19 protein-coding genes are annotated in these 26,571 nt (G+C 62.5%); 4 read left to right on the top strand and 15 right to left on the bottom strand.

The window, feature by feature from the left end:
* The first annotated feature begins 28 nt into the window (after positions 1 to 28).
* Positions 29 to 3,310: an ATP-binding protein gene (locus GAU_RS12835; RefSeq protein WP_015894306.1), complete on the top strand. Its 3,282-nt coding sequence runs from the start codon at positions 29 to 31 to the stop codon at positions 3,308 to 3,310.
* Here GAU_RS12835 and GAU_RS20995 read toward each other — a convergent pair.
* From GAU_RS20995 to argF, 6 genes are all read right to left on the bottom strand, one after another.
* Complete coding sequence (locus GAU_RS20995; protein WP_015894307.1) at positions 3,307 to 4,632, bottom strand: HD-GYP domain-containing protein; 1,326 nt, start codon at positions 4,630 to 4,632, stop codon at positions 3,307 to 3,309. The genes GAU_RS12835 and GAU_RS20995 overlap by 4 nt on opposite strands.
* Positions 4,633 to 4,938: 306 nt before the next feature.
* Complete coding sequence (locus GAU_RS21000; protein ID WP_156799026.1) at positions 4,939 to 5,880, bottom strand: hypothetical protein; 942 nt, start codon at positions 5,878 to 5,880, stop codon at positions 4,939 to 4,941.
* Between the two features lie 160 nt (positions 5,881 to 6,040).
* Positions 6,041 to 7,744: a sigma-54 dependent transcriptional regulator gene (locus GAU_RS21005; protein WP_052574435.1), complete on the bottom strand. Its 1,704-nt coding sequence runs from the start codon at positions 7,742 to 7,744 to the stop codon at positions 6,041 to 6,043.
* Positions 7,741 to 8,865 (bottom strand): glycine cleavage system aminomethyltransferase GcvT, encoded by a 1,125-nt coding sequence (gcvT, locus tag GAU_RS12860; protein WP_015894310.1) that lies wholly within the window; start codon positions 8,863 to 8,865, stop codon positions 7,741 to 7,743. The genes GAU_RS21005 and gcvT overlap by 4 nt, the downstream gene beginning before the upstream one ends.
* A 79-nt stretch (positions 8,866 to 8,944) precedes the next feature.
* Positions 8,945 to 9,412 (bottom strand): thioredoxin-dependent thiol peroxidase, encoded by a 468-nt coding sequence (bcp, locus tag GAU_RS12865; protein ID WP_015894311.1) that lies wholly within the window; start codon positions 9,410 to 9,412, stop codon positions 8,945 to 8,947.
* A gap of 46 nt (positions 9,413 to 9,458) precedes the next feature.
* The gene (gene argF, locus GAU_RS12870) at positions 9,459 to 10,370 is read right to left on the bottom strand and encodes an ornithine carbamoyltransferase (RefSeq protein WP_015894312.1); all 912 of its coding nucleotides are present in this window, start codon (positions 10,368 to 10,370) and stop codon (positions 9,459 to 9,461) included.
* A 163-nt stretch (positions 10,371 to 10,533) separates the two neighbouring features.
* Here argF and GAU_RS12875 point away from each other — a divergent pair, with 163 nt between their 5' ends.
* On the top strand, positions 10,534 to 11,502 hold the full coding sequence (locus GAU_RS12875; protein ID WP_015894313.1) for an alpha/beta fold hydrolase: 969 nt from the start codon (positions 10,534 to 10,536) through the stop codon (positions 11,500 to 11,502).
* A 7-nt stretch (positions 11,503 to 11,509) separates the two neighbouring features.
* On the opposite strand, the gene hslU is transcribed toward GAU_RS12875, so the two are convergent.
* Positions 11,510 to 12,904: an ATP-dependent protease ATPase subunit HslU gene (gene hslU, locus GAU_RS12880; RefSeq protein WP_015894314.1), complete on the bottom strand. Its 1,395-nt coding sequence runs from the start codon at positions 12,902 to 12,904 to the stop codon at positions 11,510 to 11,512.
* A gap of 34 nt (positions 12,905 to 12,938) precedes the next feature.
* On the opposite strand from hslU, the gene GAU_RS12885 reads away from it, so the two are divergent.
* Positions 12,939 to 15,347 (top strand): carbohydrate binding family 9 domain-containing protein, encoded by a 2,409-nt coding sequence (locus GAU_RS12885; protein WP_015894315.1) that lies wholly within the window; start codon positions 12,939 to 12,941, stop codon positions 15,345 to 15,347.
* A gap of 51 nt (positions 15,348 to 15,398) precedes the next feature.
* Here the strand turns inward: GAU_RS12885 and hslV are convergent, their stop codons facing one another.
* Positions 15,399 to 15,944 carry an ATP-dependent protease subunit HslV gene (gene hslV, locus GAU_RS12890; RefSeq protein ID WP_015894316.1) on the bottom strand — a complete coding sequence of 182 codons (546 nt, stop codon included), beginning with the start codon at positions 15,942 to 15,944 and terminating at the stop codon, positions 15,399 to 15,401.
* A 9-nt stretch (positions 15,945 to 15,953) separates the two neighbouring features.
* Here hslV and GAU_RS12895 point away from each other — a divergent pair, with 9 nt between their 5' ends.
* The gene (locus GAU_RS12895) at positions 15,954 to 16,931 is read left to right on the top strand and encodes a threonine ammonia-lyase (RefSeq protein ID WP_015894317.1); all 978 of its coding nucleotides are present in this window, start codon (positions 15,954 to 15,956) and stop codon (positions 16,929 to 16,931) included.
* A gap of 9 nt (positions 16,932 to 16,940) precedes the next feature.
* Here the strand turns inward: GAU_RS12895 and xerC are convergent, their stop codons facing one another.
* The 7 genes from xerC to GAU_RS12930 form a co-directional block, all read right to left on the bottom strand.
* A complete protein-coding gene (gene xerC, locus GAU_RS12900; RefSeq protein WP_015894318.1) occupies positions 16,941 to 17,915 on the bottom strand; it encodes a tyrosine recombinase XerC in 975 nt (324 codons plus the stop codon).
* Positions 17,887 to 19,272 (bottom strand): methylenetetrahydrofolate--tRNA-(uracil(54)-C(5))-methyltransferase (FADH(2)-oxidizing) TrmFO, encoded by a 1,386-nt coding sequence (gene trmFO / locus GAU_RS12905; RefSeq protein WP_015894319.1) that lies wholly within the window; start codon positions 19,270 to 19,272, stop codon positions 17,887 to 17,889. The genes xerC and trmFO overlap by 29 nt, the downstream gene beginning before the upstream one ends.
* Complete coding sequence (gene topA, locus GAU_RS12910; RefSeq protein ID WP_156799027.1) at positions 19,269 to 21,815, bottom strand: type I DNA topoisomerase; 2,547 nt, start codon at positions 21,813 to 21,815, stop codon at positions 19,269 to 19,271. The genes trmFO and topA overlap by 4 nt, the downstream gene beginning before the upstream one ends.
* A gap of 4 nt (positions 21,816 to 21,819) precedes the next feature.
* The gene (locus tag GAU_RS12915) at positions 21,820 to 22,248 is read right to left on the bottom strand and encodes a DUF494 family protein (RefSeq protein ID WP_015894321.1); all 429 of its coding nucleotides are present in this window, start codon (positions 22,246 to 22,248) and stop codon (positions 21,820 to 21,822) included.
* A 3-nt stretch (positions 22,249 to 22,251) separates the two neighbouring features.
* Positions 22,252 to 22,803, bottom strand: coding sequence for a shikimate kinase (locus GAU_RS12920; RefSeq protein WP_015894322.1), 552 nt, complete (start codon positions 22,801 to 22,803; stop codon positions 22,252 to 22,254).
* 8 nt (positions 22,804 to 22,811) lie between these two features.
* The gene (aroC, locus tag GAU_RS12925) at positions 22,812 to 24,008 is read right to left on the bottom strand and encodes a chorismate synthase (protein WP_015894323.1); all 1,197 of its coding nucleotides are present in this window, start codon (positions 24,006 to 24,008) and stop codon (positions 22,812 to 22,814) included.
* A gap of 134 nt (positions 24,009 to 24,142) precedes the next feature.
* Positions 24,143 to 26,554 carry a YncE family protein gene (locus tag GAU_RS12930; RefSeq protein WP_015894324.1) on the bottom strand — a complete coding sequence of 804 codons (2,412 nt, stop codon included), beginning with the start codon at positions 26,552 to 26,554 and terminating at the stop codon, positions 24,143 to 24,145.
* Between the last annotated feature and the right edge of the window lie 17 nt (positions 26,555 to 26,571).

Here is a 26,571-nt window from a genome sequence, read left to right on the forward strand (position 1 = left end):
ACCAGCCTCAAATGGCTCTGGAGGAGTCATGGATAACGTCGCGCAATCGTTGCGAGCTGAACAACCAGATCTGCCCAGCCCGCGAAAGCCTAACCATGCGCCCAGCGCGCCACCGGATGGGCAAGCGTGGCTGCGCGTCCAGACATTTGGCGCGACTCGCATGTTGATCGGCAATCAGGTTATTAGCGCTCAATCTGAGGTCATTTTCGCGATCCTGTTGCGCTTGGTCTACTCCCCAGCGATGCGTGTTGCGCGAGATACACTGCTCAACGAGTTGTGGCCTGGCCAGCCCAATGCAAGACAGCGAGCCAACTTGCGCCAGGCACTGTATAAGCTGAGGGGCTTGCAAGTGGACATCGCACTGCGCGCAGAGAGTGTCCAGTTGAACCGTGATCAAGTGCTGCGAACATTCTCCATCGAGCGGAGCATCGAGACCTTTGATCGCGATGTAACGCGCGGAGACGAACCCTTCGGACTGTTTGCTCCGGGTCTGGTAGGGTGCAGTGACGCGTTCGATGGTTGGTTAGAGCGAACTCGCGAATCTGTTCACGGAGACGTCCGACGGGTATTGGTTGATGTCCTGCGGCAGCGTCGAGAACGCGCCGATTGGGGAGCTGCGGAAATCCTCTCGCGATGGCTGTTGCAGTTTGATCCGCTCAATGAAGACGCGACTCTTACTCTAGCCGAGTGCACCATGATGGCTGGGGCGAAGGCAGAGGCGGTATCCATGTTGGATCGCTATTTGGTTGAGCTTGGCCCCAATGCTGGGGACATTCGCCTCCCAGCTCAGCTACTACGGAAACGCTTTACGGAACCTTCGGTGCGTCGCCGCCCATCGCTCGCCACGACTGAGCGGCATTTCGTTGGCCGAGAGAGCGAGCTGGCGGATCTTACGATGCTTATGCGCCGTGCACGCTGGCATGACGGTAGCGCGGTATTGCTACACGGGCCTTCGGGGATTGGAAAGACGCGAATTGTCTCCGAGCTCGCAAAGGTCGCGCAGATCGAGGGCTACCGAGAGGTATCCATTGAGTGCCGGGAAACTGATCTTCAGCGCCCTTTGAGCGTCTTCCTCGATGCTTTGCCAGAACTGCTGTCCACACCGGGCGCTCTAGGTTGCTCCCCAGAAAGCATGACCGTCTTGAAGCGTCTTGTCGGAGAGCGCGACGGCTCACTCGTGGTTGATCCATCTCTTTCGGACGCGGACGAACTCTCCGCACCTCTGCTCTCCCGTTCCGCGACACAAAGGCTTGAGGACGCACTGAAGAATGTTCGTACTCAGTCTATTCGTCACGCGATTGTAGATATCGTCGGCGCTGTCTCTGAAGAACGACCGCTCATGATCGTGCTGGAAGACGCGCACTGGATGGACGGAGATTCATGGGACGGTGTAGCCGACCTTATACAGCGCACTCCCTCGATGAGACTTTTCTTAGTTATCACTTCGAGGTCACGATCGATTCTGGCACAGCGTCCTAACCGCATTCCTCCGAGCCTCTCGATTCGCAATGTTGGAGCATTGACATCTCAGCAAAGCCTGACGCTCGCAAGAGCCATCGGCGAGGACTATGCGGCGACAATGGATGTCAATACGGAGCGGTGGATCGTTGATGCGTGCGAGGGAAGCCCGCTGGTCCTGCGCGCTCTAGTCAACCACTGGATTGAGACAGGCGACGCCGGGGGCATACCTCCAACACTTCAAGTGCTCCTGGAGCACCGCATCGATCGCCTGCACCCGCATGCCCTTAGGGCAATGCAAGCAGTGTGTACTCTGGGGAAGTTCGCTTCCGTAGAGCGTATCGGACGTGTCCTGCAGCTTCCTAACCACGAGCTGATGACTGCACTTGAACAACTGGAGGAAGGCAGTTGTCTCTCACGTGCAGATGCTTCCCTTCTGGTTTCGCATGAACTAGTCGGCCGAGCTGCAATTGAGAGGATTCCGAGCCTCGTCCGAGCCACAATTCATCTCGCTTCAGGGGGTGTCCTTGAAGCAGAATACGCACGGACTCCCGGAATCAATTTGTTGGTTGAGGCACTCTATCATTTCTCGAAGGCGGGTAGCGCAGAACATTGCGCTCGAGTGGCCTTGAGATACTCTGATGCCATTCTGCAAGCGGGAAGGCCTAAGACAGCCCTCTCTATCTTGCAAGATCTGGACCTCGGAGCGACAGACACGGAGACCCGCAGTCAAGTCGACCGGCTTTGCGCGCGCCTAGAGCTTGAAGTTGGAGAATATGGGAAGGCACTCCTCCACTCGCCTGGCGGCTACATCGTACCCGCAAATATTCACGAACTATCAGACGGCGAGATAGATGAACTGCTATCTGCTATCGACTCCGCTCATCGTGTCGACATACTCGCCGATCGAGATGAGCTTGCAAGAATATGTGAATCTGTAGTCGCACTATCTGACATTGGCCCCATTGCTCGAGTCAGAGCGGGGGAAATTGGGCTTACCATCACAGCAAACACTTGTGACTCTGCAGTAGCCGCGAACTGTTTTGCAGCAGTGAAGTCGGACGGGAGCTTCACCGGCGGGAACGACGAGCGCCTTCAAAGGCTCTCATTGCTCTATCACACCATTTTCGGCGATCTTCAGACTGCGGAGAGAGCAGCAAATGAAATGGTGAGACGCCTTTCTCGCCATGAGCCTTCCAGCATTGCGGCTCAAGACATCGGTAGAGCTGCCTACGCGCTCAAAATGTGCGGAAGGATGACAGATGCTGAGGAAGCGCTCCGTCTCGCCTATACGATGGCGATATCAGTAGACGCTCCAAAGCTGGCGATGTACCCGGCTTGGCAACTCGCGCAGATGCAGTTAGATGGTGGTTCAGTATCAGATCTGAGCCATTGGAATGGAGTTCTATCCAACCTCCTGTCAGCAGATGATGATCCGATCGCTTCGAATTTCCTAGTTGCTCACTTTTGCCACGTCGCAATCGAGAGCGGGGAATCAGAGAGAGCCCAGTCGCTACTAAAGGAAGTGAGGGTTCAGCTACCGCGCGTTCCGACGCAAAAAGCTAGCGCATATGTTATTGCGCTCGAACTTGGAGTCGCGCTCCTAGACAACGACTGGAAACCAAGCACGGAGCTAATTCAGGTCGCCACGGAAAAGCATAGGCGGACCGCTGCATTTGGAACAAGCGACTATCTCACCGCGAAGCTCGCACGGGCGATGGTTCGCGTAGAAGACTTTCAATCGGCACATGCCCTGATCTCTGAATACCTAGCTTCTCAACGCAGAGAGAGAGGAGAACCATCCTTGGTACTTAAGCAGACCCTCGAATCCCTTCTCTCCGCGCATTCCTAGGCCACTGCTGGTGTCTTCACTCGTTTCCGTACGATCTCTAGGATTTGCGTTAGCGAGTGCACCTTCCCGGAATCTGCGCTGTCGAACAGCCGCCGGAAGTCCGGAGAGCCTATCAGCGCATCGCAGATGTCCGGATCGAATTGAATGCCTCTGAACTTTCGTAGTTCATCACGAACTTCAACTTCGCCAAGAGCCTTTCGATACGGCCGATCGGTGGTCATTGCATCGATCGTATCAGCGAACATGATGATACGAGACCCGAGCGGGATCTCACGTCCTTTCAACTGATCAGGATACCCCGTGCCATCCCAGTTTTCATGATGATGGCGAACCGCCGGCACAATATCCTGAAGATCCGATATCTTCGCGACAAGTTCAGCGCTCTTGATGGGATGAAGCTCCATGATCGCCCGCTCTTCAGGAGTTAGGCGACCCGGTTTCATCAAGATCGGTGCAAAGATCTCATGGATTTTTCCTACGTCATGCAGCAAAGCCGCAACGGATATCCGATCAATTTCTTTGGGGGTCAGGCCCACAACCTGTGCGATAATCCGAGAGTATCGGCTCACGCGTTGTGAATGACCGGACGTATAAGGATCGCGAAACTCGACTGTGTGAACGAACAGTTCGAGCAACTCCTTATTGGTCGTCTCAAGCTGATGCTTGGACTGATATGTGAGACGAAGTCCAAGAATGAGCGCGCACAAGACCCCAACGCCCCAATTCCCCCAATCGACATAGGCGCGGCCAAAGGCAAAAACCCCAGGCACCGCAACAATGTCGTACACAAGACCTGCCGCGTTGCCGCTAACCCAAGTCTTAACAATGCTCTTCCCTTCCGCCAAACCAATCACCGCAGCCACGGCAAGCGTATTGACGACGAGAAACACGACTACTGCAGCGATGTGAGGAACGCTTTGGAAACTTGGATCCACTTCGAGAGGCTTTCCTCCGAAGAGGAGATAGCACCCAATTGACACACACCCAGCCAAAACAATCTGGCTTACGTTGAACGCCCGCTTGATAGCCAGCTTAGGCTTGAGCATTTCCGCGACAAGCGCGGAAAACCCAACTATCGCAATAGTGGCCCACGACGGGTACAGAACGAACGCTGTCAGGAACGGGATAAATGAAACCGCTCCGAAAGTACTGCCCTGAACTCTATAGCTCAGGATGGTGCCCAAGAATGCTACGAGCGTGAGCCAACCAGCTCCCGCGAGCAAAGAGAAATCGACGACTGGCTGATAGAAATACAGCCCAACAAGCGAGGCAGCTGCCGCTACCACGATCGCATATACGTAGGCGATTACGCTTGTCTTCATCGACTTTGAAAGATGTGGCCCCGCCAACCCTTAGCTATCGGTCAGCCCCAAAGCTTCAGGTCAGCCAACACAACCGACATGAGTACATCAACGAGCTCAGCCAGGAATTCCACTACGCGTCACCTCCCTTCTGGGTAGTCACGTGTGTTCCGCTCGGAACGACACGTGCTATTCGAGGTTGGCTCCGCTCCTACTGCTTTGGCCTGCCCGCTCAGCTCCGCTCTACGACGGTTGACGGGGACAACGGGATACTTCGTCGACTATTGACGAATGAAGTACGTATGGACGGGCACCTGCGTCGGCGCCCTATCTGTCCAGATGTAACCAGCGGTTCGTCGCGTCGAGCACAGCCAGTACCGCACTCGTCTCCGCGCTGTCCCGCACTTCACAAGTCCCCGTCAGCACGATCGACCCACGACCAACGCGGGCCGAAATGCTCACGAAAACGAATTCCCGATCAAACGCCTCGAGCACCTCTGCGCCCTCGAGGCTGAGTCCACGATCACCGGCGGGTGCACCTCGGGCAGCCAGAATGGCCTGCACCGTCGCCCGCGCCGCCAAATCCACCCGCGATCGCTCGGACTCCTGTCCATCCGCTTCACCGACAAAACTCTGCCCGTCGCGCGACAGGGAGACCAAACACGTCACTCCGCGCACGTGCGACCGCCGCACTTCGATGTCTTCGAAGATCAGCAGCCGCCGCCCAGCTGCCATGTCCGGGCGGGACACTACTTGGGGAGACGACCCGAGACGAGAAAGGACACTTTCCGCCGCGACTCCCTGCATCCCCCCAGCCACGCCTCGCGTTGGCCCCTTGGCGGGCTCAACCACCGGAGCGCTGGCACCAGCCACCGAAGCCGGGGCAGCCACGCTCTGGTCGGCAAATGACGGAATTCCTTGTGGTGCGGCGTGCGTCACACCTGGCACCGCCGTGACACCACTCACCCCTGCCGGAGCGCCTGGCAGATCCGCGATACGCGGCGCATCGAGAGTCGTCGCGACGGAGACCTTGCGGTGATTCACCCGCAAACCGAGCTGCGCCATAAGCGCGCTCTCGATGTTCCGAACCGTATGCTTCGGTACGACCTGATCCGTCGTGAGCACGTGAATCTCGTCGACAGCTCCCGTCTCACTCGGGACGATGCGGACGGACAACACACCCGGGAGCGTTTGAATCAGCTCCTCCGCACGTCGGATTGGGAGTACACTCCCCGCGATCGTCCCGCTGGACACCGAAGGAGAGGTCATGCCAAAGTTGACTGGTATGGACAGGCTGAGCTCCGCGGCAGAGGCGAACCGGAGCGTTCACTCCGGCTGTCTTCGGGGCAAATATGTGGCTGAGATCGCATTGTAGCAAGGCTCACGATCCGCCAACCACTTGTCCCGCATGGATGTAGGGCATTGAACCTCATGTTTCATCTAGGGCGGAGTCCGCTTCCCCCTCCTCTGCCCCCTCATATTCCCGCAACTTTCGGTACAGCGTCCGCTCTCCAATCCCGAGACGTTCTGCCGCCTTTCGTCGATTTCCGGCACTGTCCCGGAGCGCCGCCAGGATGGCCACCCGCTCGATGTCGGCCATGGTCATACTCGCATCCAGGGTGATCACGGGCGGTGGAGCGCCCTGTTCCCGGGGCTCGATGCCACGCCCCATACCGGGATACCCGGCGCCGCCGGCGGACAACCCATCGTAGGGCAGGCCGCCATTCAAAGGTGCCGATGGTCGGACTTCACCAACCCATCCCGCTGGCATCACCGGCGATCCTGGCGCCATCTGCACGACACGAGTCTCCACGTCCATCCGGCGCCGCAACTCTTCGACCTGCAACTTCAGCTCGACGAGCGAACGCACGATGAACTCGAGCTCGCGTCCCTGTGCACGTTCGGCGCCCTGCAACACGGGGCCCACATGCACGGGCAAGAGCCGGCGACCGCCCCCTTCACGAATCGAGCGAGGGATGTCATCGGCGACGATCTCCCGTCCGTGCGCCAACACCACCATGCTCTCCACGAGATTGCGCAGCTCTCGCACGTTGCCGGGCCAGGCATACTCGACCAACAACGCCAGCGCATCAGCCGAGATGCCCTGAAACTCGCGGTCATGCAGCGCGGAAAACTCCGACACGAATCGCCGCACCAACAACGGGATGTCATCGCGCCGCTCTCGCAATGGCGGGAGATACACGCTCAACACGTTCAGGCGATAGAACAGATCGGCGCGAAAACCGCCTTCCTCCACATGCTCGCGCAGCGGTCGGTTGGTCGCGGCCACCACACGCACGTCGATCGGGATGGATTGACTGCCACCGACCCGCGTCACTTCGCGCTCCTCGAGCACGCGCAGCAACTTCACCTGTGTCGACTGCGGAATCTCACCGATCTCGTCGAGAAACAGCGTGCCGGTGTCGGCCAGTTCGAAACGCCCCAGACGACGCTCGGCGGCGCCGGTGAAGGAGCCCTTCTCATGCCCGAACAGCTCACTCTCGAGCAACGTTTCCGGAAGCGCGCCGACATTCACCGCGATGAACGGTTTGCCGCGCCGTGGACTCAGTCGATGGATGGCACGCGCCACCAGCTCCTTGCCGGTGCCACTTTCGCCTTCGATGAGCAATGTGCTGGACACCGGCGCGATCTGCTCGACCTTGACCAGCACTTCACGAATACCGGCCGACTCTCCAACGAGGCCGGTCAACTCGGCGAGTCGCTGCCGTTCAAGACGCCGACGCACCGCGTCCACCACTTCGTCGATGCGCACCGGCTTGGACCAGGTCTCGGCGTAGCCGATCTCCCGCAACCGATCGCGCAATGTGGGGTCGCTGACGTCCGTGAATCCGAGCACGGGGACGTTGTCCCACAACAACTGCCGGACCAGCGCGATGTTCGCCCCATCGAGCAATGCACCCGTGAGCACCACCACCGTGGGGCGCGCACGACGCATCTCGCCACGCACGTCGTCCATAGGCGAGATGGTGACCGTCTCGATACCCTCGGCTTCGAGCGCGGCGTTGAGTCGCACTGCCGGCTCGACATCCGTGAGGAGAATCGCGACGACACTGCGCCCAACGTCATCCACGCCGCCGCGACTCTGCGCTGCGGGGCGTGCGCGTGTGCTCACGCCTTCCCCGGGCGCTTGTAAAACGGCAGCTTCACCACCCGTGCCGGCACCCGCTTGCCGCGAATGTCCACGTCGAAGCGTGTGCCCTCGACGGCGGCCGCGCTGGGCAGATAACACGTTCCCACGGGAATGCCGAGCGTCGGACTCATGGTCCCGCTGCGTACTTCCCCAAACGCGACGCCCCCGTAGACCACGGGATACCCGTGCCGCGGAATGGCGCGCTCTTCGAAGGTGAAGCCTACGAGCTTGCGATCGGTGCCGTCCTGATGCTGGCGCACGAGCACATCCTTGCCGAGGAACGGTTCGGCCTTGCCCAGCTTCACCAGCCAGTTGAGGCCTGCTTCGAGCGGCGTGATCTGATCGTCGAGTTCATTGCCGTACAGGCACAGACCGGCCTCGAGCCGCAGCGTGTCGCGGGCCCCAAGTCCACACGGCGTCACTGCGCCGGCCGCCATCACGGCGTTCCACACCGCCGTCGCGTGTGTCGCATCGAAATACAGCTCGAAGCCCAACTCGCCCGTGTAGCCGGTGCGCGAGATGATACACGGCACGCCAGCGACGCGCCCTTCCGTGAACCAGTAGTACTTGACGCCATCGAGCGGCACGTCGGCGAGCGCAGCGACAATGGCGGGTGCCTGCGGGCCCTGCACCGCGAGCAACGCCGTCGCATCGGAGATGTCCTCCATCGTGCAATCGAATCCGGCCAGGTGTGCCTGCAGATGCGCGAGGTCCTTGTCGCGATTGCTGGCGTTGATGACGAGCATGAGGTGATCGGCAAACCGATACACCAGCAGGTCATCGACGATGGTGCCGTCGGCCCGCAGCAGGGTGCTGTACTGCACCTGCCCGATCCCGAGTGCTGCGACATCGTTGCTGGTCACGGACGACACGAACCGAATGGCGTCGGGGCCACGCACGATGACTTCGCCCATGTGGGACACATCGAACATGCCGCACGACTCGCGTACGGCTTTGTGTTCGACGGTGATGCCGGCCGGGTACTGCACCGGCATCTCATAGCCCGCAAAGGGGACAATCTTCGCGCCAAGCGCGACGTGGACATCGTGCAGCGGCGTGCGCTTGAGCGCTGAGCCTTGCGCGCCGGTATCGTTGGCAGTCATGAGCGGGATGGAAGAGCTGGCTACGGTCATCAGGAAATGCGGCGACCGCAGATTCTGAAAGATGCCCGCTCAAACGCGCTCATGCCAGTTCGGCAATAGCTGCCAAAAGCTCCTCTGCGTGCCCGCGCGCCTTGACCCGCTCAAAAACGCGTACGATCTGCCCCGAGGGATCGATCAGAAAGGTCGTCCGCACCACGCCCATGTAGCGCCGGCCGTACAGCAATTTCTCCTTCCACACGTCGTAGGCTTGCAACACCACGTGTTCAGGATCGGCCAGCAGTGTGAACGGGAGGGTGTTTTTGGCCTTGAACCGCTGATGCGACGTGACCGAGTCGGGGCTGATACCGATCACCACCGTTTTGCGACGACGGAACCGGGGCACCCCGTCGCGCAGGTCACACGCCTGCACCGTGCAGGTGGCAGTACTGTCCTTGGGGTACGCATACAGCACCACCCACTTGCCACGCAGGGACGACAGTGTGAGCGGCTTGCCTGAATCAGCAAGCAGCGTGAAGTCGGGCGCCGGCTGACCGGCAGCTATCGGCACGACAAACGCTTCGGGTCCCGTTCACACAGCACCCCACGGGTGCGGCTCACAGACGCTCGCCGCCCATGAGCACCGCCATGATCGCCTTCTGCACGTGCAGACGATTCTCGGCTTCATCCCATACGACGCTCTGGGGCCCGTCTATCACCTCGGCGGTCACTTCCTCACCACGATGCGCTGGCAAACAGTGCAGGAAGACGGCGTGCGCCGCCGCACGGGCCATCAACTCGGCGTCGACCTGGTACAGGGCAAAAGCCACCGCACGCTTCGACTGCTCCTCCTCCTGCCCCATCGAGGCCCACACATCGGTGGTCACGACGTCGGCGCCCGCCACGGCTTCCCGCGGATCACGCAGTAGCTGGACATCGCCACCACGGGCTTTGGCGTCGGCAAGGAACTGCGCGTCGGGATCGTAGCCTTCGGGGCAGGCCAGACGCAGCGTGAACCCGAGATGGGCAGCCGCTTCCATCCACGAGTTGGCCATGTTGTTGCCATCGCCAATCCACGCCACCGTCTTGCCCCGCACGCCGCCGAGGTGCTGCTGCATGGTGAGCACATCGGCGAGGATCTGACACGGATGCGACAGGTCGGTCAGTCCATTGATGATCGGCACCGAGGCATACTCGGCCAGTTCCACCACGTCCTGATGGGCAAACGTGCGGATCATGATGCCCTGCACATATCGCGACAGCACCCGGGCCGTGTCGGCAATGGGTTCACCACGGCCGATCTGGACATCGCGCGGGGAGAGAAAATGCGCGGTGCCGCCCAACTGGTTCGCACCCACTTCGAACGACATGCGCGTACGTGTCGACGACTTCATGAAGATCATCGCCAGGGCCTTGCCAGTCAGCGGCTTGGCCTGGTAGGCGCCCGTTCGCATGCGTTCGGCCAGATCGAGCAGCGCGAACGTTTCGTCGGACGAGAAATCAGCGATGTTCAGGAAGTCGCGATGCATATGCGGCATGGGCTCCTGCATGGTGAGCCACCGATGGGGGTGGAACGCAGACGGCGCGGCTGGGGGGCCGCGCCGGACGATGAGTGCCTTGAATCATAGTGGCACCTGCCCATGATGGGCAGCGGTCGTTGGCGAACCGGACTGGGGCGCCGTAGACTGCAGGATGCGTCGACTTCTGATGGCCTTGCTCGCGCTGATCGTGATCGGCGCCCTTACGCTGCGTGTTCGCAACCCGGAGTCCCGCGACCTCGACGATGCGGCACGCCGTGCGGCACCGGGCAAGTTCGCCCGTCTGACGGATGGCATCACCCACTACGAGCTGGCAGGTCCGGACAGCGGCGCACGGGTCGTGCTGGTACACGGTTTTTCCGTGCCGGCCTACATCTGGGACTCGACCTTTGTCGCCCTCTCTGGCGCGGGATTCCGGGTGGCTCGCTACGATGTGTTCGGACGCGGCTGGTCGGACCGCCCCGATGCGCCGTATGACCGGACGATGTACAACCGGCAGCTCGGAGAGCTGCTGGACACGCTGGGCTGGCGCAGCGATGTGCATCTGGTCGGACTGTCGGCCGGGGGCCCGATCGTGGCCTCCTACGCGACGCAGGATCCGACACGCATTCGGTCGTTCACACTGGTGGACCCAGCCGCCGGCACGGCGGGCGATGTGCCGGCCGTGTTCCAATGGCCACTGGTCGGTGGGTTTCTGTGGCAGGGGATCGCCGTACCCACCATGGCGGACGGACAAGCCAGCGATTTCAACGAACCGACACGTTGGCCCGATTGGGCAGACAAGTACCGTGTGCAGCAGCAGTACCGCGGATTCGGGCGCGCGTTGTTGCGGACGGCCATCGCACAGCGCGGCATGTCGTTCGACAGCATCTTCACGCAGGCGGCCGCGGCGAAGCGCCCGTCTCTGCTGATCTGGGGCATCGACGACAAGACGGTGCCCATCGCCCGCTCAGAGGGCGTGCGACAGGCCTTGCCGGGCATCGAGTATCACGCGATCGAGCGGGCTGGCCACTTGCCACACATCGAGCGCGCCGATGCGGTGAACCCGATCCTGATCGATTTTCTGCGACGCCACAGCGCCGCCCCTCCGGACAGCGCGGGCGGCGCGACACGTCCGCAGTAGGACGTCGTTACAGGATGTACTTGCGAAGGTCTTCGTCTTCGCTGATGGCGCGCAGACGATCACGCACCATCGTGGCGTCGACGAGGACCGGATCTTTCCCGCGGTCGGGCAATTCGTAGAGCACGTCTTCGAGCAGAGTGGTCATCACGGTGTGCAGGCGGCGCGCACCGATGTTCTCCATCCGCTCGTTCACCCGTGCGGCCACACGCGCCAACTCTGCCACGCCGTCCTCGGCGAAGGTGAGTGTGGCCCCCTCGGCCTCGACCAGTGCCGTGTACTGCTTCGTGAGCGCGTTTTCCGGTTCGGTCATGATGCGCACAAAATCGGCTTCGGTGAGCGCGTCCAGTTCCACACGGATGGGGAATCGCCCCTGCAACTCGGGAATGAGGTCACTGGGCTTGGCCACGTGAAACGCTCCCGCCGCGACAAAGAGCACATGGTCTGTTTTCACCATGCCGTACTTGGTCTGCACGTTGGAGCCTTCCACGATAGGCAACAGATCACGCTGCACCCCCTCGCGTGAAACGTCCGGACCGCTGCCCTGTCCGCGCGCGCCGGCAATCTTGTCGACTTCATCGAGGAAAATGATGCCCATGGCCTCGGCGCGTTCGAGAGCGTCGCTGGTGACATCGTCGAGATCGATGAGCTTCTCGAGTTCTTCATCCAACAGGATGCGCCGCGCCTCGCTCACTTTGACCGTGCGCTTCTTCTTGCGCTTTGGCATCATGTCGCGGAACCAGTCCGCCACGCTCTCCATGCCCTCCGGAACGCCGGGTGTTGCCGCACCGGGCATGCGCGGCCCTGACTGGGTCACCTCGAGTTCCAACTCACGCGACTCGAGCTGCCCATCGAGCAGCAGCGCTTTGAGTTTCTCGCGTGTGCGCTTGTGGCGCTCCACAGCCGCTTCGTATTCCGCGCGCACATCGGGCGTGTCTCCCTGCGCCACCGGCGGCATGGGCAACAGCAGATCGAGAATGCGATCATCCACCTTCTCGCTGGCCAGGTCCTCGACCTCGGCCTCCCGTTCGGTGCGCACCATGTCGATGGCGTTTTCGATGAGATCCCGCACCATGCTTTCGACGTCACGACCGACGTAGCCCACTTCCGTGAACTTCGAGGCCTCGACCTTCACGAACGGGGCACCGGAGAGTTTGGCCAGACGCCGAGCAATCTCCGTTTTGCCCACGCCGGTGGGGCCGATGAGGATGATGTTGTTGGGGGAAATCTCCTCGCGGATCGATTCCGGCGCCCGCTGACGGCGCCACCGGTTGCGCAGGGCGATGGCGACGGCCTTTTTGGCATTCGCCTGGCCAACGATGTACCGATCGAGTTCGGCCACGATCTGCCGCGGCGTGAGCTCGGCGAGTCGGGCAATGGCCTGTTGCGTGCGTGCGGAAGGCATACACGAACGCTAATGATTCGCCTAGCTTTGGGGGATGTCCAACACCCGCCGTTTTGTGGGGTGCGTCGTCGGTGCATTGCTGTCGGCTCAAAGCGCGCTTGTCGCGCAGCCTGCTCCCTCCCCGTCGCGTTCCTCCCCGTCCATATCCCCCGCCGTCCCGTCGCAGGTGTACCACGCCCGCAATGGTCAGACGGATGTTCCCCTTGGTGCCGCCCGCAGCGATTCCATCGAGATCGATGGTCGACTCGATGAACCCGTGTGGAGCAGCGCGCCGGTCCTGACCGGCTTCTCCCTCTACTCCCCCACCGACGGCCGTCCGGCGCCGGATTCCACCGAAGTGCGCGTGTGGTACTCGGCCCACGCGATCTACTTCGGCATCCGCGCATTCGAACCGCACGGCGTGGTACGTGCGACGCTGGCCGATCGTGACCGGCTCACCGCCGACGACTACATCGAGATCCATCTGGATCCGTTTCAGGAACGGCGGCGTGCGTTTGTCTTCGTCGTCAATCCCTTCGGCATCCAGGCCGATGGCATCAAAGCCGAAGGCGGCGGGTTCATTCCCGGCGCCAACGTCTCTCCGGGCCAGGTCGACCTCAGCGCCGATTTCCTGTGGCAGTCACGGGGCCGGCTGACCGACGACGGCTACGAAGTGGAAGTGCGAATTCCTTACGTCAGCCTGCGATTTCCCTCGCGGTCGGTGCAGCGTTGGGGCATCCAGTTCAACCGCAAGGTGCAGCACAGCGGCTATGAAATGACGTGGACGCCGGTGGCACGCGGCGCGGCATCGTTCATTGCGCAGGAAGGCTACATCAGCGGCATGACTGGTCTCGAGCGTGGCGTGGACGCCCTGCTGAATCCCGAGCTGACCAACACGACGGCGGGATCTCCTGCACCGAACGCCCCCACAACCGACTGGCGCTATACCAACACGCCTCGTGTCGGCGGCAATGTGCGCGTCGGACTGGGCAGCAACTTCGTGCTCAACGGCACGATCCGCCCCGACTTCTCGCAGGTCGAGGCCGACGCCACACAGGTTGCGGCCGATCAGCGCTTCGCACTGTTCTATCCGGAGCGCCGTCCATTCTTCGTGGAGGGCGCCGACGCGTTCAACGTGCCCAACACGCTCGTCTACACGCGCCGCATCGTACAGCCCACGGCAGCGGCCAGACTCACCGGTCGTATTGGCCGAGCGAACGTGGCCATGCTCTCGGCGTATGATGCGCCGGCTGGCGTGCAGGACGACTACAAGTCCCTGGTGAACATCCTGCGTGTTGCACGCGACTTCCGCCTGCAATCGCAGACGGGCTTTCTGTACAGCGACCGCGTCAGCGACGCACGGACCAATCGTGTGGTTGGAGCCGACGTGCGACACGTTTTTGGCGGCAAGTACTATGCGTCTGGCCAGTACGTTCTGAGCAACACCCGCGATCGCGACACACGATCGTCCGGTGCGCTGTGGGAAGGCGTGGTGGACCGCACCGGTCGTGGTTGGGGGTTCCACTACAACGTGCTCGGCATCCAGCCCGGCTTCCGCACAGACAACGGGTTCGTGGCGCGCACGGGCTACGTGCAAGGCAATGCCAACAACCGCGTCACGATCTTCGGCAAACAGGGCGGATTCTTCGAGCGGTATCAACTGTTCGTACAAACCAGCGGCCTCTGGCAGTATGCCAGCCTGTTCAACGGCGAGCCGCTTCTCGAGTCGAAGGCAAGCGCAGGCAGTACGCTGACGTTCCGTCGTGGCTGGTCTCTGGGCTTCACACCGACCCTGGCCACGTATGCCTTCGACCCGACCAACTTCAGCCAGTATCGGGTGCCGGCCACCCCGGTGCCTGTGGTGTTTGCCCCGTCTCCCCGCATCACGGTGTTCTCGCAGCAATTCTCGCTCAGCACACCGCAGTTCCGTCGGTTCGCGGCCAGCGGTACGCTCCTGACCGCCAACGATGTGGACTTCAACGAGACCTCGCGTGTGAACCGTACGGCGATCACGGGCTCACTCGACTGGCGCCCTGACACGCGGCTCCGCGTGAACGCCACGTACGCCAGCAACGAGTTCATTCGACGGGTGGACGGATCGTCGTCGTACAGCACGCAGATTCCGCGCATCAAGGCCGAATACCAGATGACGCGCTTTGTATTCGTGCGCCTGGTGACGCAATACGAGGCCAATCGCCGCGAAGCGCTGCGCGACTGGCGCACGGGGCAGGTGCTCGTCACGCCAATGTCGGATGGCACGTTCCGGCCTGTCACGGGCACACGATCGAACCTGTTGCGCGCCGACTGGCTGTTTGCTTACCGCCCGAGCCCGGGTACCGTGTTTTTTGCCGGCTACGGCAGCAGTCTGACCGAACCCGACGCGCTCGCCATGGATCGCCTGCGTCGCGTCAGCGACGGCATCTTCGTCAAAGTGAGCTGGGTGACGCGCCTCGGCGCGCGGTAGTGCCGTGGTGCACACGGAGGCTGCGGCAATGCGCCTCCGTGTGCTACCGACTCATCGAGTCGGTTCGAGCACCGTGATGTTGGTATTGGTGTAAATGCAAATCTCGCCGGCAATGGTCAGCGCCTTCTCCACGATATCCCGCGGCGGGAGTTGGGTCTCGCGCATGAGCGCCCGCGCGGCAGCCTGTGCATAAGCGCCCCCTGAACCGATGGCCAGGATGCCATCGTCGGGCTCGATGAGCTCTCCATTGCCGCTCAGCATGAAGCCATGCTCGACATCGGCCACGATAAGCATCGCCTCCAGCCGACGCAGCACCCGATCACTGCGCCACTCCTTGGCCAACTCGACGGACGCGCGCGGCAGGTTGCCCGGATAGCGTTCGAGTTTTTCTTCGAACTTCTCGAACAGGGTGAGGGCATCCGCCACGGAGCCGGCAAAACCGGCCAGCACTCGCCCGCCCTTGAGCGTGCGGACCTTCACGGCGCGCTGCTTGGCGACAGTGTCGCCCACGGAGACCTGACCGTCTCCACCAATGGCGACCTGCCCATTGCGGCGCACCGCAAGAATGGTCGTCGCCCGAACCTGAGGAAGTGGCATATTGGTGAAATGTACCCGATTGCCTACACCGACGTGCTGGCTGCGCAGGACCGGCTGCGCCCACATCTGGACCCTTCTCCGCTCCGTCACTACCCGCTGCTCGACGCGCTGGTGGGTCACGATATCCGGGTATTGGTCAAACACGAGAACCATCTGCCCACCGGCAGCTTCAAGGTGCGAAACGGCACGGCGTGCATCACGTCGTTGACACCGGCCGAGGCGGCGCTCGGTGTGATTGCGGCGAGTACGGGCAACCATGGTCAGGGGCTCGCCTGGGCGGGCGCGCAGCTCGGTGTGTCGGTCACGATCTGTGTACCGGAGGGCAACAACCCCGAGAAGAACGCCGCCATTCGCAGCTACGGCGCCACGCTGCTGGAGGTGGGCGCGCGGTACGATGACGCAGCCCACGCCTGCGCCACGCTGGCGGTCGAACAGCGCCGCACCCTCGTGCACTCCACGAACCACCGCGAAGTCCTTGCCGGTGCCGGCACGATGACCGCAGAGTTGCTGGCACAGGCACCCGAGGTGGATGCGGTCGTCATCGCATTGGGTGGTGGGTCACAGGCCGTGGGCGCCGTCGTGGCTGCGTCCTCGCTCAAGCCTTCCCTCGAGGTTTTTGCGGTGCAAAGCGAAGGAGCACCAGCTCAGCATGACGGTTGGCACGACGGGCACCTTCGCACTGGCATTGCAGCGCGAACCTTCGCCGAAGGGATTGCGACGGGCAGTTGTTATCCGCTCACGTTCGAGGCGCTACGCCTCGGCCTTCGCGATTTTGTGCTGGTGAGTGAAGACGCCATCGCTCAGAGCGTGCGAGATCTCTGGCGGATCACGCACAATCTTGCCGAAGGTTCTGGCGCGACGGGTCTGGCCGGGCTTCGCCGCCTGGCCCCACGCCTGGCGGGCAAGACCGTCGCCATCATCCTGTGTGGTGGCAATCTCGACGCCTCCAGAGCGGCCATCATCTTCAACGGCGGAACTCCTCGCTGAAGGACTCGATCAGGCCCGCGGGTGCGCCTGTCGATAGACCTTCTTCAGTCGATCCACACTGGTGTGTGTGTAGATCTGCGTGGTGCTGATGCTGGCGTGCCCGAGTAACTCCTGCACCGCTCGCAGATCGGCGCCCGCGTCCACCAAATGCGTGGCAAAGGTATGCCGCAATGAGTGCGTGGTGAGATCGGCGCCTTCACTCACGGCGCTCATGAGCGTCACCATGGCATGCTGCACGGCGCGTGCGCTGATGCGCGCGCCGCGCTCGCTGAGGAACACGGCACCGCGCGCCACACGCCTTCCCACGGCGCCTCCGCTGGCCTGTGCGATGAGCGCATCGCGCTTCACGAGGTAGTTGCGGAGGGCGCGCTGAGCATGGTCGCCGAGCGGCACGATCCGTTCCTTGCGTCCCTTGCCGCGCACCTTCACCTGCTGGGATACGAGGTCGAGATCGGCGAGATCGACCCCACGCAGTTCGGAGAGGCGCAGGCCGCTCGAATAAAACAGCTCGAGCATGGCCAGATTGCGCACGTCGGTGAACTCGAGACTCTGCGCGCGGGTCGCCGCATGTTGCATCAGCGTCTCGGCCTGCGTGCGGTCGAGATACGCCGGCAATGTGCGTGGCAACTTGGGTGACCCCACTGCGCGGGCGGGATTCACATCCACCCGTTCGTCACGATGCATCCAGCGATAGAAGCTGCGTACGGCGGAGAGCTGGCGTGCGATGGAACGTTTGGCGAGGCCGCGGCGGGTGAGATGCGCCATGTAGCCGCGAATATTGGTCCGGGTGAGCTCGTTCCACTCCCACCCGGCAATGCCATGCGTGGCGGCCAGCCACGAGGCAAACTCGCGCAGATCCCGCCGATACGCCTGCAGCGTATTCGGCGAGAGGTCGCGCTCCTTTTCGAGATGGGTGAGGAACTCCCCGATCTCGACCGGGAGCGGCGTCTCGCTCTCAGCGGGTGACGGCGAGTCCGTGTTCATCGCGCCACGTATGCAGCGCCTGCAGGGCACGTTCGGCGAACAGTTCGCGCTTGCGCACCTTGTCCTTCAGCACCTTGGGTGGCACGCCTTCCAGCTCGTCGAGCAAACCGAAGTTGGCGTTCATCGGTTGGAAGTGCTTGGGATCGGCCTCGCGCAGATAGCGATACAGCGCCCCGAGCATGGACACCGCGGGAGGGATCACCGGCTCCTGCCCACGCAGCATGCGGGACAGGTTGATGCCGGCCAGCATGCCCGTGGCGCTGCTTTCGGTATACCCCTCGACGCCCGTGATCTGCCCGGCAAAAAGCGTGGTGGGTGCATCACGCAATGCCAAGTGCGGTGACAGTGCCGCCGGTGCGTTCACGTACGAATTCCGGTGAATGCTGCCGTAGCGCAGAAACTCCGCTTCGGCGAGTCCAGGAATCATGCGAAACACCCGCGCCTGTTCCGGAATACGCAGGCGCGTCTGGAACCCGACCAGGTTCCACATGCGCCCCCCGCGGTCTTCCATACGCAACTGCACCACCGCCCACGGGCGCTTGTCGGAGCGCGGATCCTGCAACCCGATGGGCTTCATGGGACCGAAACGCAGCGACTCCGCCCCACGGCGTGCCATCTCTTCGACGGGCATGCAGCCTTCGAAGTATGGCACCGCGTCGAACTCGTGCGCCGTGAACTGATCGGCGGTGGTCAGCGCAGCGATGAACGCATCGTACTCGTCCTTCGTGAAAGCACAGTTGAGAAATGCGCCTTCTTCCCCCGCCCCTTCCATCGTTTCCTTGCCCCAACGCGACGCGCGGAAGGCAATGGACTGATCGATGGACTCCACGGCCACGACGGGTGCGATGGCATCATAAAACGCCAACGACTCCACACCGAGTCGCGCCCGAATGCGTTCGGCCAATGCGTCGCTGGTCAGTGGCCCGGTGGCGATGATGCCCACCGCTGGCAACTCGGTGACTTCCTCTCGCGACACGGTGATACGCGGATGCGCATGCACCCGATCGTGCACACCCTGCGAAAAGATGTCACGATCGACGGTCAGCGCGCTGCCACCTGGCACACGCGCTTCGTCGGCGCAAGAGAGTATGAGTGAACCCAGCGCGCGCATTTCCGCCTTGAGCAAGCCATGCGCGTTGGACGTTTCGGTACTCTTGAAGGTGTTCGAGCACACCAACTCACCGAGGCGTTCGGTGCGATGCGCCGCCGTGCCACGCACGGGACGCATCTCATGCAGAATCACCTCGTGCCCACGCTCAGCGAGCTGCCAGGCCGCTTCGCTGCCGGCAAGACCGCCGCCGACAATGTGGACTGGAGCTGTGGTATCCCGTGACGCGGTCGTCGGAATGTCGCTCACGCGACTTCAGCGACTTCCGCAGCCTCGTCAGGCGCAGCGACATCCCACTCGTTGCTGCACTTGAGACACTTCCGGAAGCTCCCGCGCGTCTTGTTGCTCTTGGCCTCGGCCCCCACGTACCCACACTCAGGACACGTCTCGGCGACAGGCTTGTCCCATACCACAAAGTCGCAGTTGGGGTAGTTCTCACAGCCGTAGAACGCCTTGCCGCGCTTCTTGGAGCGACGCTCGGCGATCTCGCCTCCATCCTTGGGACACTTGACGCCCGTGGGCATGGAGCGGGTGCCCCGGCACTTCGGGAACTTGCTGCAGCCAAGGAAGTCGCCGGAGCGGCCATGACGAATGACCATTGGCGCGCCGCACTCCTGACACATGTAGTTCGTCAGCTCAGCCGGCTTCTTCTCCCCCTTGATGGGGCGCGTGTACTTGCAGGCCTTGGGGTGGTTCTCACAGGCCACGAACGGTCCGAAGAAACCACCCTTGGCGACCAGCTTGCCGCCACAATCCGGACAACGCTCGGTCTCGAGCGCCGACAGATCGTAGGCTTCGCCGATGAGCGCATCGAGGTCGTTGTCATTGAGCGTGCGCTGGAAGGGCGTCCAGAAATCACCCAGCGCGCGCACCCAATCGATCTCACCTTCGGCGATCTTGTCGAGCTCCTCTTCCATCTGCGCCGTGAAGCCGACGTTGAAGACGTCGGGGAATTTCTTCACCATCACCTTCTCCACCGTTTCCCCAAGGGAGGTGGGGAAGAACCGGCGCTGCTCGAGCGAGACGTACCGTCGCTCGACCAGCACCGAAATGATGGACGCGTAGGTGGACGGGCGGCCGATCCCGGCGCGCTCGAGTTCCTTCACCAGCGACGCTTCCGAAAAACGCGGCGGCGGTTCGGTGAAGTGCTGCGTAGGTGTGATGGCTTTGACCGGCACCCGCTCGTCGACTTCCAGCACCGGTAGTGCCTGTTCATCTTCGAGCGCCTTGGCATCGCCCTCTTCGCGGGCTTCGCGATACAACGCCAGGAAACCCTGGAACTTCACCACCGAGCCGGTCGCGCGGAACAGATAGTTGCGCTCCGCGTCGGCCACCTTGATCGGGATATTGAAGTCGACGGTGGTGGTATCGAACACCGCCGGTGCCATCTGCGACGCCATGAAGCGCTGCCAGATGAGCTGGTACAACTTGAACTGATCGGCCGTCAGGAACTTCTGCACTTGCTCCGGACGACGTGACGGATCCGTGGGGCGCACACCTTCGTGTGCGTCCTGCGCATTGGCCTTGCCGCTCGGATAGAGCTGCGGCGCTGGTGCGAGGAAGTCGTCGCCGAACTGGGCACGCAGCGATTCACGCGCCGAGTTTGCGGCGTCTTCCGAGACACGCGTGGAGTCGGTACGCATGTAGGTAATCAGACCCGTCGCGCCGTCGATTCCCACGTCGATGCCTTCGTACAGATCCTGCGCGAGTCGCATGGTGCGCTTGGATCCGAAACCGAGCTTCTTGGCCGCTTCCTGCTGCAACGTGGAGGTCGTGAAGGGCGCCGCCGGATTCTTGCGCCGTTCGCGACGCTTCACCTCGGTAACGACAAACTCCTTGCGACCAGCCAGATCGGCGATGATCCGCTCGGCTTCCGTGCCGTTGCCGATCTCCGGCTTCTTGCCATCGAGCTGATGGAGCTTGGCCGTGAACGGCTGCTGCCCCTTCTGCAGATCGGCCGCGATGCTCCAGTACTCGACGGGCGTGAACGCACGGATTTCGCGTTCGCGTTCCACAATGAGTCGGAGCGCCACGGTTTGCACACGGCCAGCGGAAAGGCCTTTCTTGACGGTCTTCCAGAGCACCGGGCTGGCTTTGTAGCCGACCAGTCGATCGAGCACGCGCCGGGCCTGCTGGGCCTCGACCTTCTTGTTGTCGATGTCCATGGGCTTGGCCATGGACTTGTGCACGGCGTCTTTCGTGATCTCGTGGAACATCACGCGCCGGATCGGCGCCGAGACGGCATGCCGCTTGGGCTGCGTGAAATACTGTTCCACGTGCCACCCGATCGCTTCACCTTCGCGATCAGGGTCAGTGGCGATGAAGATTTCGCGCGCGCCCTTGGCGACCTTTTTGAGATCCGTGAGGATGTCTTCCTTGCCCTCGATGGTGACGTATTCGGGGGCAAAGCCGTGGTCGATATCGATGCCGAGCTTCTTGGCGGGCAGGTCACGCACGTGCCCGACGGTGGCCTTCACCGTGTAACCACGACCGAGATACTTGCCGATGGTCTTGGCCTTCGCTGGAGACTCGACGATGACCAGTGACGTGCCGCCGGCCGGCGCGGGCTCATCATCCTCTGGCAGATCTATCGCTTCCGCGCGGGCCGCGGCCTTGCGAGCGGTGGTCTTTCCAGCGGCGGTCTTGCGAACCGCCGTCTTGGAGACCGGAGTCTTGCGCGCAGGCGACTTGGCCACGGACTTGGCAGCAACCTTGGTTGCAGCCTTTTTCGCGGGGGCTTTCGTTGCGGACTTCTTCGTCGCCGCCTTCTTGGCAGCTTTCTTAATTGGCATCTGCTCAGTGTATCAGGGGGCGCTCGCGTCCCATGGCGCCTTCATCTACCCCCAAGTCTTCCGCAATGGTACGGACATCCGACAGGGTGATGCGGCCATCAACATGAACGAGCGCGCGCTCCACGAGTTGCTCGAAGTCGATAAGGCTCAGGGAACCAGCCCGGTGCATCGCAATGAGGTAGCCCCAGGCGTCGGTGGCAAACCGACCACGCTCGTGAGGACCCTGCACCCGCAGGGATGGTTCCAGAGCGCTCTGAGTACCGCCCCACGCCGGGGACGGCACACTATCGCTATACAGTAAGGAAAGAATCTCACCAATTTGACGCCGATTGTACCCCTGCGACGAGAGGTATGCCTCCACCTCCACCACATCGGTGTCGGAGGCAAACCGCTCCCTCAATTCAGCAAGCACCGGCGTCCAGCGATCGTCCATTTCCTAACCTATCTCCGGCATCCTACCGTGGGCAAGCGCCACGATGGAATCCGTAATACGTTGTGGATCAACGAGTTCCACGTCCAGGACAATATCCGACATATTGTAGAGTCCGGCCCGGGCCTCCCATAAAGCGTTCATTTTTACTGCTGGGTCTGCCTCCATCAGGAGCGGGCGGGTGGTACGGGATCGGGACAATCGACGGACCGCTTCGGCGGGTGAAACCAGCAAATGAATGAGGCAACCTGGCGGTCTCATCAATTCAATAACACCGGGGTTGGTGATCCAACCACCACCGGGCGCGAGGATCATGGGCGGGGCGGCGGCGAGTTCCCGCGTGAGCGCCATCTCCATCTGACGAAAGGCTGGCTCTCCCTGCTCGGCAAAGATCCGGGCCACGGGCATCCCGGTCCGCCGTTCGATCTCCACGTCGAAATCCAGAAAGGGCCGCCCAAGCGACTTGGCTACCGATCGGCCGACGGTGGACTTGCCCGCCCCAGGCAGCCCCACCAGCACGATGTGACCGTCGATCTGTCGCTCGGCCTGACTGGTCACGATGGCAGTCAGCGCACGCGCTCGTCGAGGCGCGCGAGGTACGCGTCGAGATTGCGCTGCACTTCCTCCAACGAGTCTCCGCCAAACTTCTCCAGCACCGCATCCGCCAGCACAAATGCCGCCATTGCTTCGGCGATGACGCCCATGGCCGGTACGGCGGTCACGTCGCTGCGTTCGGCAACCGCCTGCGCCGACTGGCCCGTCGCCACATCGACGGTGCCAAGTGGGCGCATGAGCGTGGAGATGGGCTTCATGGCGACTCGGATGACCAGTTCCTCACCGGTGGTCATACCGCCCTCGGTGCCACCGGCGCGGTTGGTGCGCCGTTGCACATGCCCGGCCCGTGTGCGCCCCATGGCGGGTTCGATCTCGTCATGTACCTCGGCCCCCGTGCGCCGGGCCGTCTCGAAGCCCATACCGATCTCCACGCCCTTCACAGCGGGGATGGAGAGCATGGCCTGACCAAGACGCCCGTCGATGCGGCGGTCCCACGAGACATGCGACCCCAGTCCCACAGGAAGACCGGTTACGACCACTTCGCAGATGCCGCCCAACGTGTTGCCTTCCTTTTTGGCGGCATCGATGCGCGTAATCATCAGCGCTTCTGCGTCGGCATCGAGTGTGCGCAGCGGTGATGCATCGGAAGCGGCATTGAGATCCTGGGGCAGGACGTCCGGTCGGACCGCGTCGACCCCGCCCAGATGAACCAGGTGCGAGCCAATCTCGATCCCCAGAGCCCGCAGCATCACGCGGCAGACGGCGGAAGCCGCCACGCGGGCGGTCGTCTCGCGCGCGGATGCGCGTTCCAAAATGTCGCGCGCGTCCTCGCGGTCGTACTTGAGGATGCCCGTCAGGTCCGCATGCCCAGGACGCACACGGGTCACGTGCCGCTTGCGCAGGCCGGTCGCGTCGGCCTCACGCGGCGCGGGATCCATGATCTCCTGCCAGTTCTTCCAGTCGCTGTTGCGGATCAGCATGGAGATCGGCGATCCGAGCGTTTCACCAGCACGCACGCCGGACAGGAATTCGATGCGATCGGTTTCGATCTGCATGCGACGACCGCGCCCGTAGCCCTGCTGCCGCCGCGCCAGTTCGGTGTCCACATCAGCGGCCAGTAACGACACACCCGCAGGCATGCCCTCCAGCACAGAGACGAGCGCGGGTCCGTGGGACTCGCCAGCGGTAGTGAAACGGAGGTTCGACATACCCGGAACGTAGACGGGAGGAGGGCTCGGCTGTAGGGCGGCGCCCGGGTCACCCCGTTTGCCACCGGCACATGCCGTGCGCCTCCTCCCGTACCGGGCCAGCCGCCCCGCGAACGGGGCGGCCGGAATGGGTCTTACAAGCAGGTCGTCGTGAAGGTATCCGAGAGGGCGACCAGGGTCACACCGCGGACCGTGGCGCCAACCAACACCAACTGTCCGTTGGGTCGCTGTGTGGCACGCACGGGGCCGATGATCGGATCACGAATCGCAATCGAGGCGATCTTCCGGTAGCAGTACGTGTCGAAGACATCGATGACCGGCTCGCTCGAGGCAACAAAGGCCAACCGTGTCCGCAGGGGCGACGAGCGCGGCCCCGTGTTCTGGGGATGGAAGTCGAGACCACCACCGCTGGGGCGAGACTCGAGGATACCCTGCAGGCGCAGTGTGCGATCGAACAGGTAGGTGGAGTCACCCTTCACCGCATTGATCTCACCATCGAAGTTGATGCCAACGCCCTGTACCCTCGAGAAGGTATTGGCGATGAAGTCGGTGACATCGAGTGGTCGCGAGATCCCGCGGTCGATTACCGGCAGCGGAGGCGTCATGTCGAAGCCCATCGTGGCATCGTAGGTCATGGCGCGGCTGCCGAGCACCGGGCCGCCCTCGCCGAAGACCGCGCGACGGAAGTTGCCCGAGTTTCGCACGTAGGTGGTGTCGCGGAAGGCCAGTCGGTCGATACGACCTACAATGGAGTACTCCCACATCGAGCCATCGGGCCGCCGGACAATCTGCTTGTAGGGCAGCAGGATCGAGTCGGCACCCACACCGCCGGCTGCGAAGCGTTCGATTTCCAATGTGTCAGAACGCCCCTCGGCCTGCCCCATCGCCTGTTCAAAGAAGAAGTGCGAGCTCTTCTTGCTCAGGTTCTCCCAGCGAATGGTGCCCTGCTTCTCGAAGGGGGACGACTGGCCTGGCGTGGGTGTGGTGGAGTACACCGCGATGACATCTTCGCAGGGCGAGCCTGGTGTCAGGTCACCGTTGCAGGTCGCCGCAAGGTACTGCGGACGATCACTGAAGTCGTGCGCGGTGCGCTGCGTGATGATCTGATCGGTGGTCGCCGAACGCGTCGACGTGATCGTGTAGACGATGATGTTGGGCAGCGGATAGCGGTACACTTCGCGGCCCGCCGAACCATTGCGCAAGTCCACGTAGCTGATGTTGGTACCACCCGAGTTGGCGACCAGCAGCGTATCGGACATCTCCCCATCGCGATTGCGCGGATAGGGTGCGATACCCCACGGACGTGAACCCACGGCGATCGGCGCACGGAACGACGAGTCAGCCAGGTTGTAGACCTCGAGCCAATTGCGCTCGATGTTCGTGAGGTACAACCGATCGTTGCGTGGGAAGTACAAGGCGTCGGCCACTTGGCCGCCCTGCGGCAGCGGATTGGTGTAGCCGGCCACCACGATGACCGTATCCTGCCGCAATGAACCGCTTGGGAACCGGGCCACATCGCGCCGACCGTTGGCGTTGCGGGCAAAGCCGAACACGTTGACGTGCATCGGGAAAGTCGCCACCGGGATCCGCGTCCTGAAGGTACGAACCAACGTGGAGAATCGACCGTCCGAGGACACCGAGTCGGCGACGAGCAGTTGACCCGTGGGGGTGCGCACTTCGTAGCCCAGCGTGGAGATACCCACCGGGTCAGTGGCTTCGACGAAGATGGTGTCGTTCACTTCCACGCGGGGCGCCACGCCGGTCCGAACCACGGGCACGGTGTTGGCATTGGCCGGACTCTGCACCGCGTATGAAACCGGTGTGCCAAGCACACGCTGGTTGAGCGAGTCGATGATGAATGGCGTGACCTGGATGGTAGCACCCTTCACGCTGTCAGGCACGACCAAGGTATCGAGCAGCGCGATGGAGTCGCGCAACGGTGCACTGAAGGAGCTCGAGTCGCGTGCCGTATAGGCACCGGACAGTTCGTATCCGAGCGTGCGCACCTTGTAGCGGGCGCGTCCGGACAACGAAAGGATGAGCGCTTTGCCCGTGACAACCGGTGAACCGGCCACGGGGCTCGTGACGATGGCACTGGGCGGCTCGAGGTTGCCGACGGTGAGAGCCACACGTGCCGTGTCGGACTCATTGCCGGCACCATCGACGGCGACCGCGCGCGCCGTGACCGTGGCGCCGATGGGCGCGCTGGACGGAACACGTACGTTCACCAGGATCGTCAGCGACGTCACCGCGCTCGTCATCACGGTGTCATACGAAGCCGTGATGCCGCCAGCCAGAAGCAAGCGAACGCGCTTGAGTCCGATATTGTCGTTGGCGTTGAGGGTGACGGCCAGCAGGGAGTCGGCCGTGGGCAGCCCCTTGGTAAGGCCGACCGTCGGCTTGATGGAATCCTTGAACGGTGGATCGATGACTTCGTCGCCGTTGCAGGCGCCCAGGGCCATAGTGGCCCCGATGGCGACCAGCGACGCGAGGCGACGCGTCAGGCTGGGGCGCGTCAGTGCGCGCCCGATCTGATGTGCATTCATGATGGCAGCGTCCTTGG

The sequence above is a fragment of the Gemmatimonas aurantiaca T-27 genome, from assembly GCF_000010305.1.
Lineage (GTDB): Bacteria > Gemmatimonadota > Gemmatimonadetes > Gemmatimonadales > Gemmatimonadaceae > Gemmatimonas > Gemmatimonas aurantiaca.

What these genes read in the sequence shown, in the direction of transcription:
- GAU_RS12915 (WP_015894321.1), bottom strand. Translation starts at nt 22,248, where the DNA reads ATGGACGATCGCTGGACGCCGGTGCTTGCTGAATTGAGGGAGCGGTTT.
- xerC (WP_015894318.1), bottom strand. Translation starts at nt 17,915, where the DNA reads ATGAACACGGACTCGCCGTCACCCGCTGAGAGCGAGACGCCGCTCCCG.
- hslU (WP_015894314.1), bottom strand. Translation starts at nt 12,904, where the DNA reads ATGCCTTCCGCACGCACGCAACAGGCCATTGCCCGACTCGCCGAGCTC.
- GAU_RS12875 (WP_015894313.1), top strand. Translation starts at nt 10,534, where the DNA reads ATGCGTCGACTTCTGATGGCCTTGCTCGCGCTGATCGTGATCGGCGCC.
- GAU_RS21000 (WP_156799026.1), bottom strand. Translation starts at nt 5,880, where the DNA reads ATGACCTCTCCTTCGGTGTCCAGCGGGACGATCGCGGGGAGTGTACTC.
- gcvT (WP_015894310.1), bottom strand. Translation starts at nt 8,865, where the DNA reads ATGACTGCCAACGATACCGGCGCGCAAGGCTCAGCGCTCAAGCGCACG.
- GAU_RS12835 (WP_015894306.1), top strand. Translation starts at nt 29, where the DNA reads ATGGATAACGTCGCGCAATCGTTGCGAGCTGAACAACCAGATCTGCCC.
- GAU_RS12930 (WP_015894324.1), bottom strand. Translation starts at nt 26,554, where the DNA reads ATGAATGCACATCAGATCGGGCGCGCACTGACGCGCCCCAGCCTGACG.
- topA (WP_156799027.1), bottom strand. Translation starts at nt 21,815, where the DNA reads ATGCCAATTAAGAAAGCTGCCAAGAAGGCGGCGACGAAGAAGTCCGCA.
- argF (WP_015894312.1), bottom strand. Translation starts at nt 10,370, where the DNA reads ATGCATCGCGACTTCCTGAACATCGCTGATTTCTCGTCCGACGAAACG.
- GAU_RS20995 (WP_015894307.1), bottom strand. Translation starts at nt 4,632, where the DNA reads ATGAAGACAAGCGTAATCGCCTACGTATATGCGATCGTGGTAGCGGCA.
- hslV (WP_015894316.1), bottom strand. Translation starts at nt 15,944, where the DNA reads ATGCCACTTCCTCAGGTTCGGGCGACGACCATTCTTGCGGTGCGCCGC.
- aroC (WP_015894323.1), bottom strand. Translation starts at nt 24,008, where the DNA reads ATGTCGAACCTCCGTTTCACTACCGCTGGCGAGTCCCACGGACCCGCG.
- GAU_RS12885 (WP_015894315.1), top strand. Translation starts at nt 12,939, where the DNA reads ATGTCCAACACCCGCCGTTTTGTGGGGTGCGTCGTCGGTGCATTGCTG.
- GAU_RS12895 (WP_015894317.1), top strand. Translation starts at nt 15,954, where the DNA reads ATGTACCCGATTGCCTACACCGACGTGCTGGCTGCGCAGGACCGGCTG.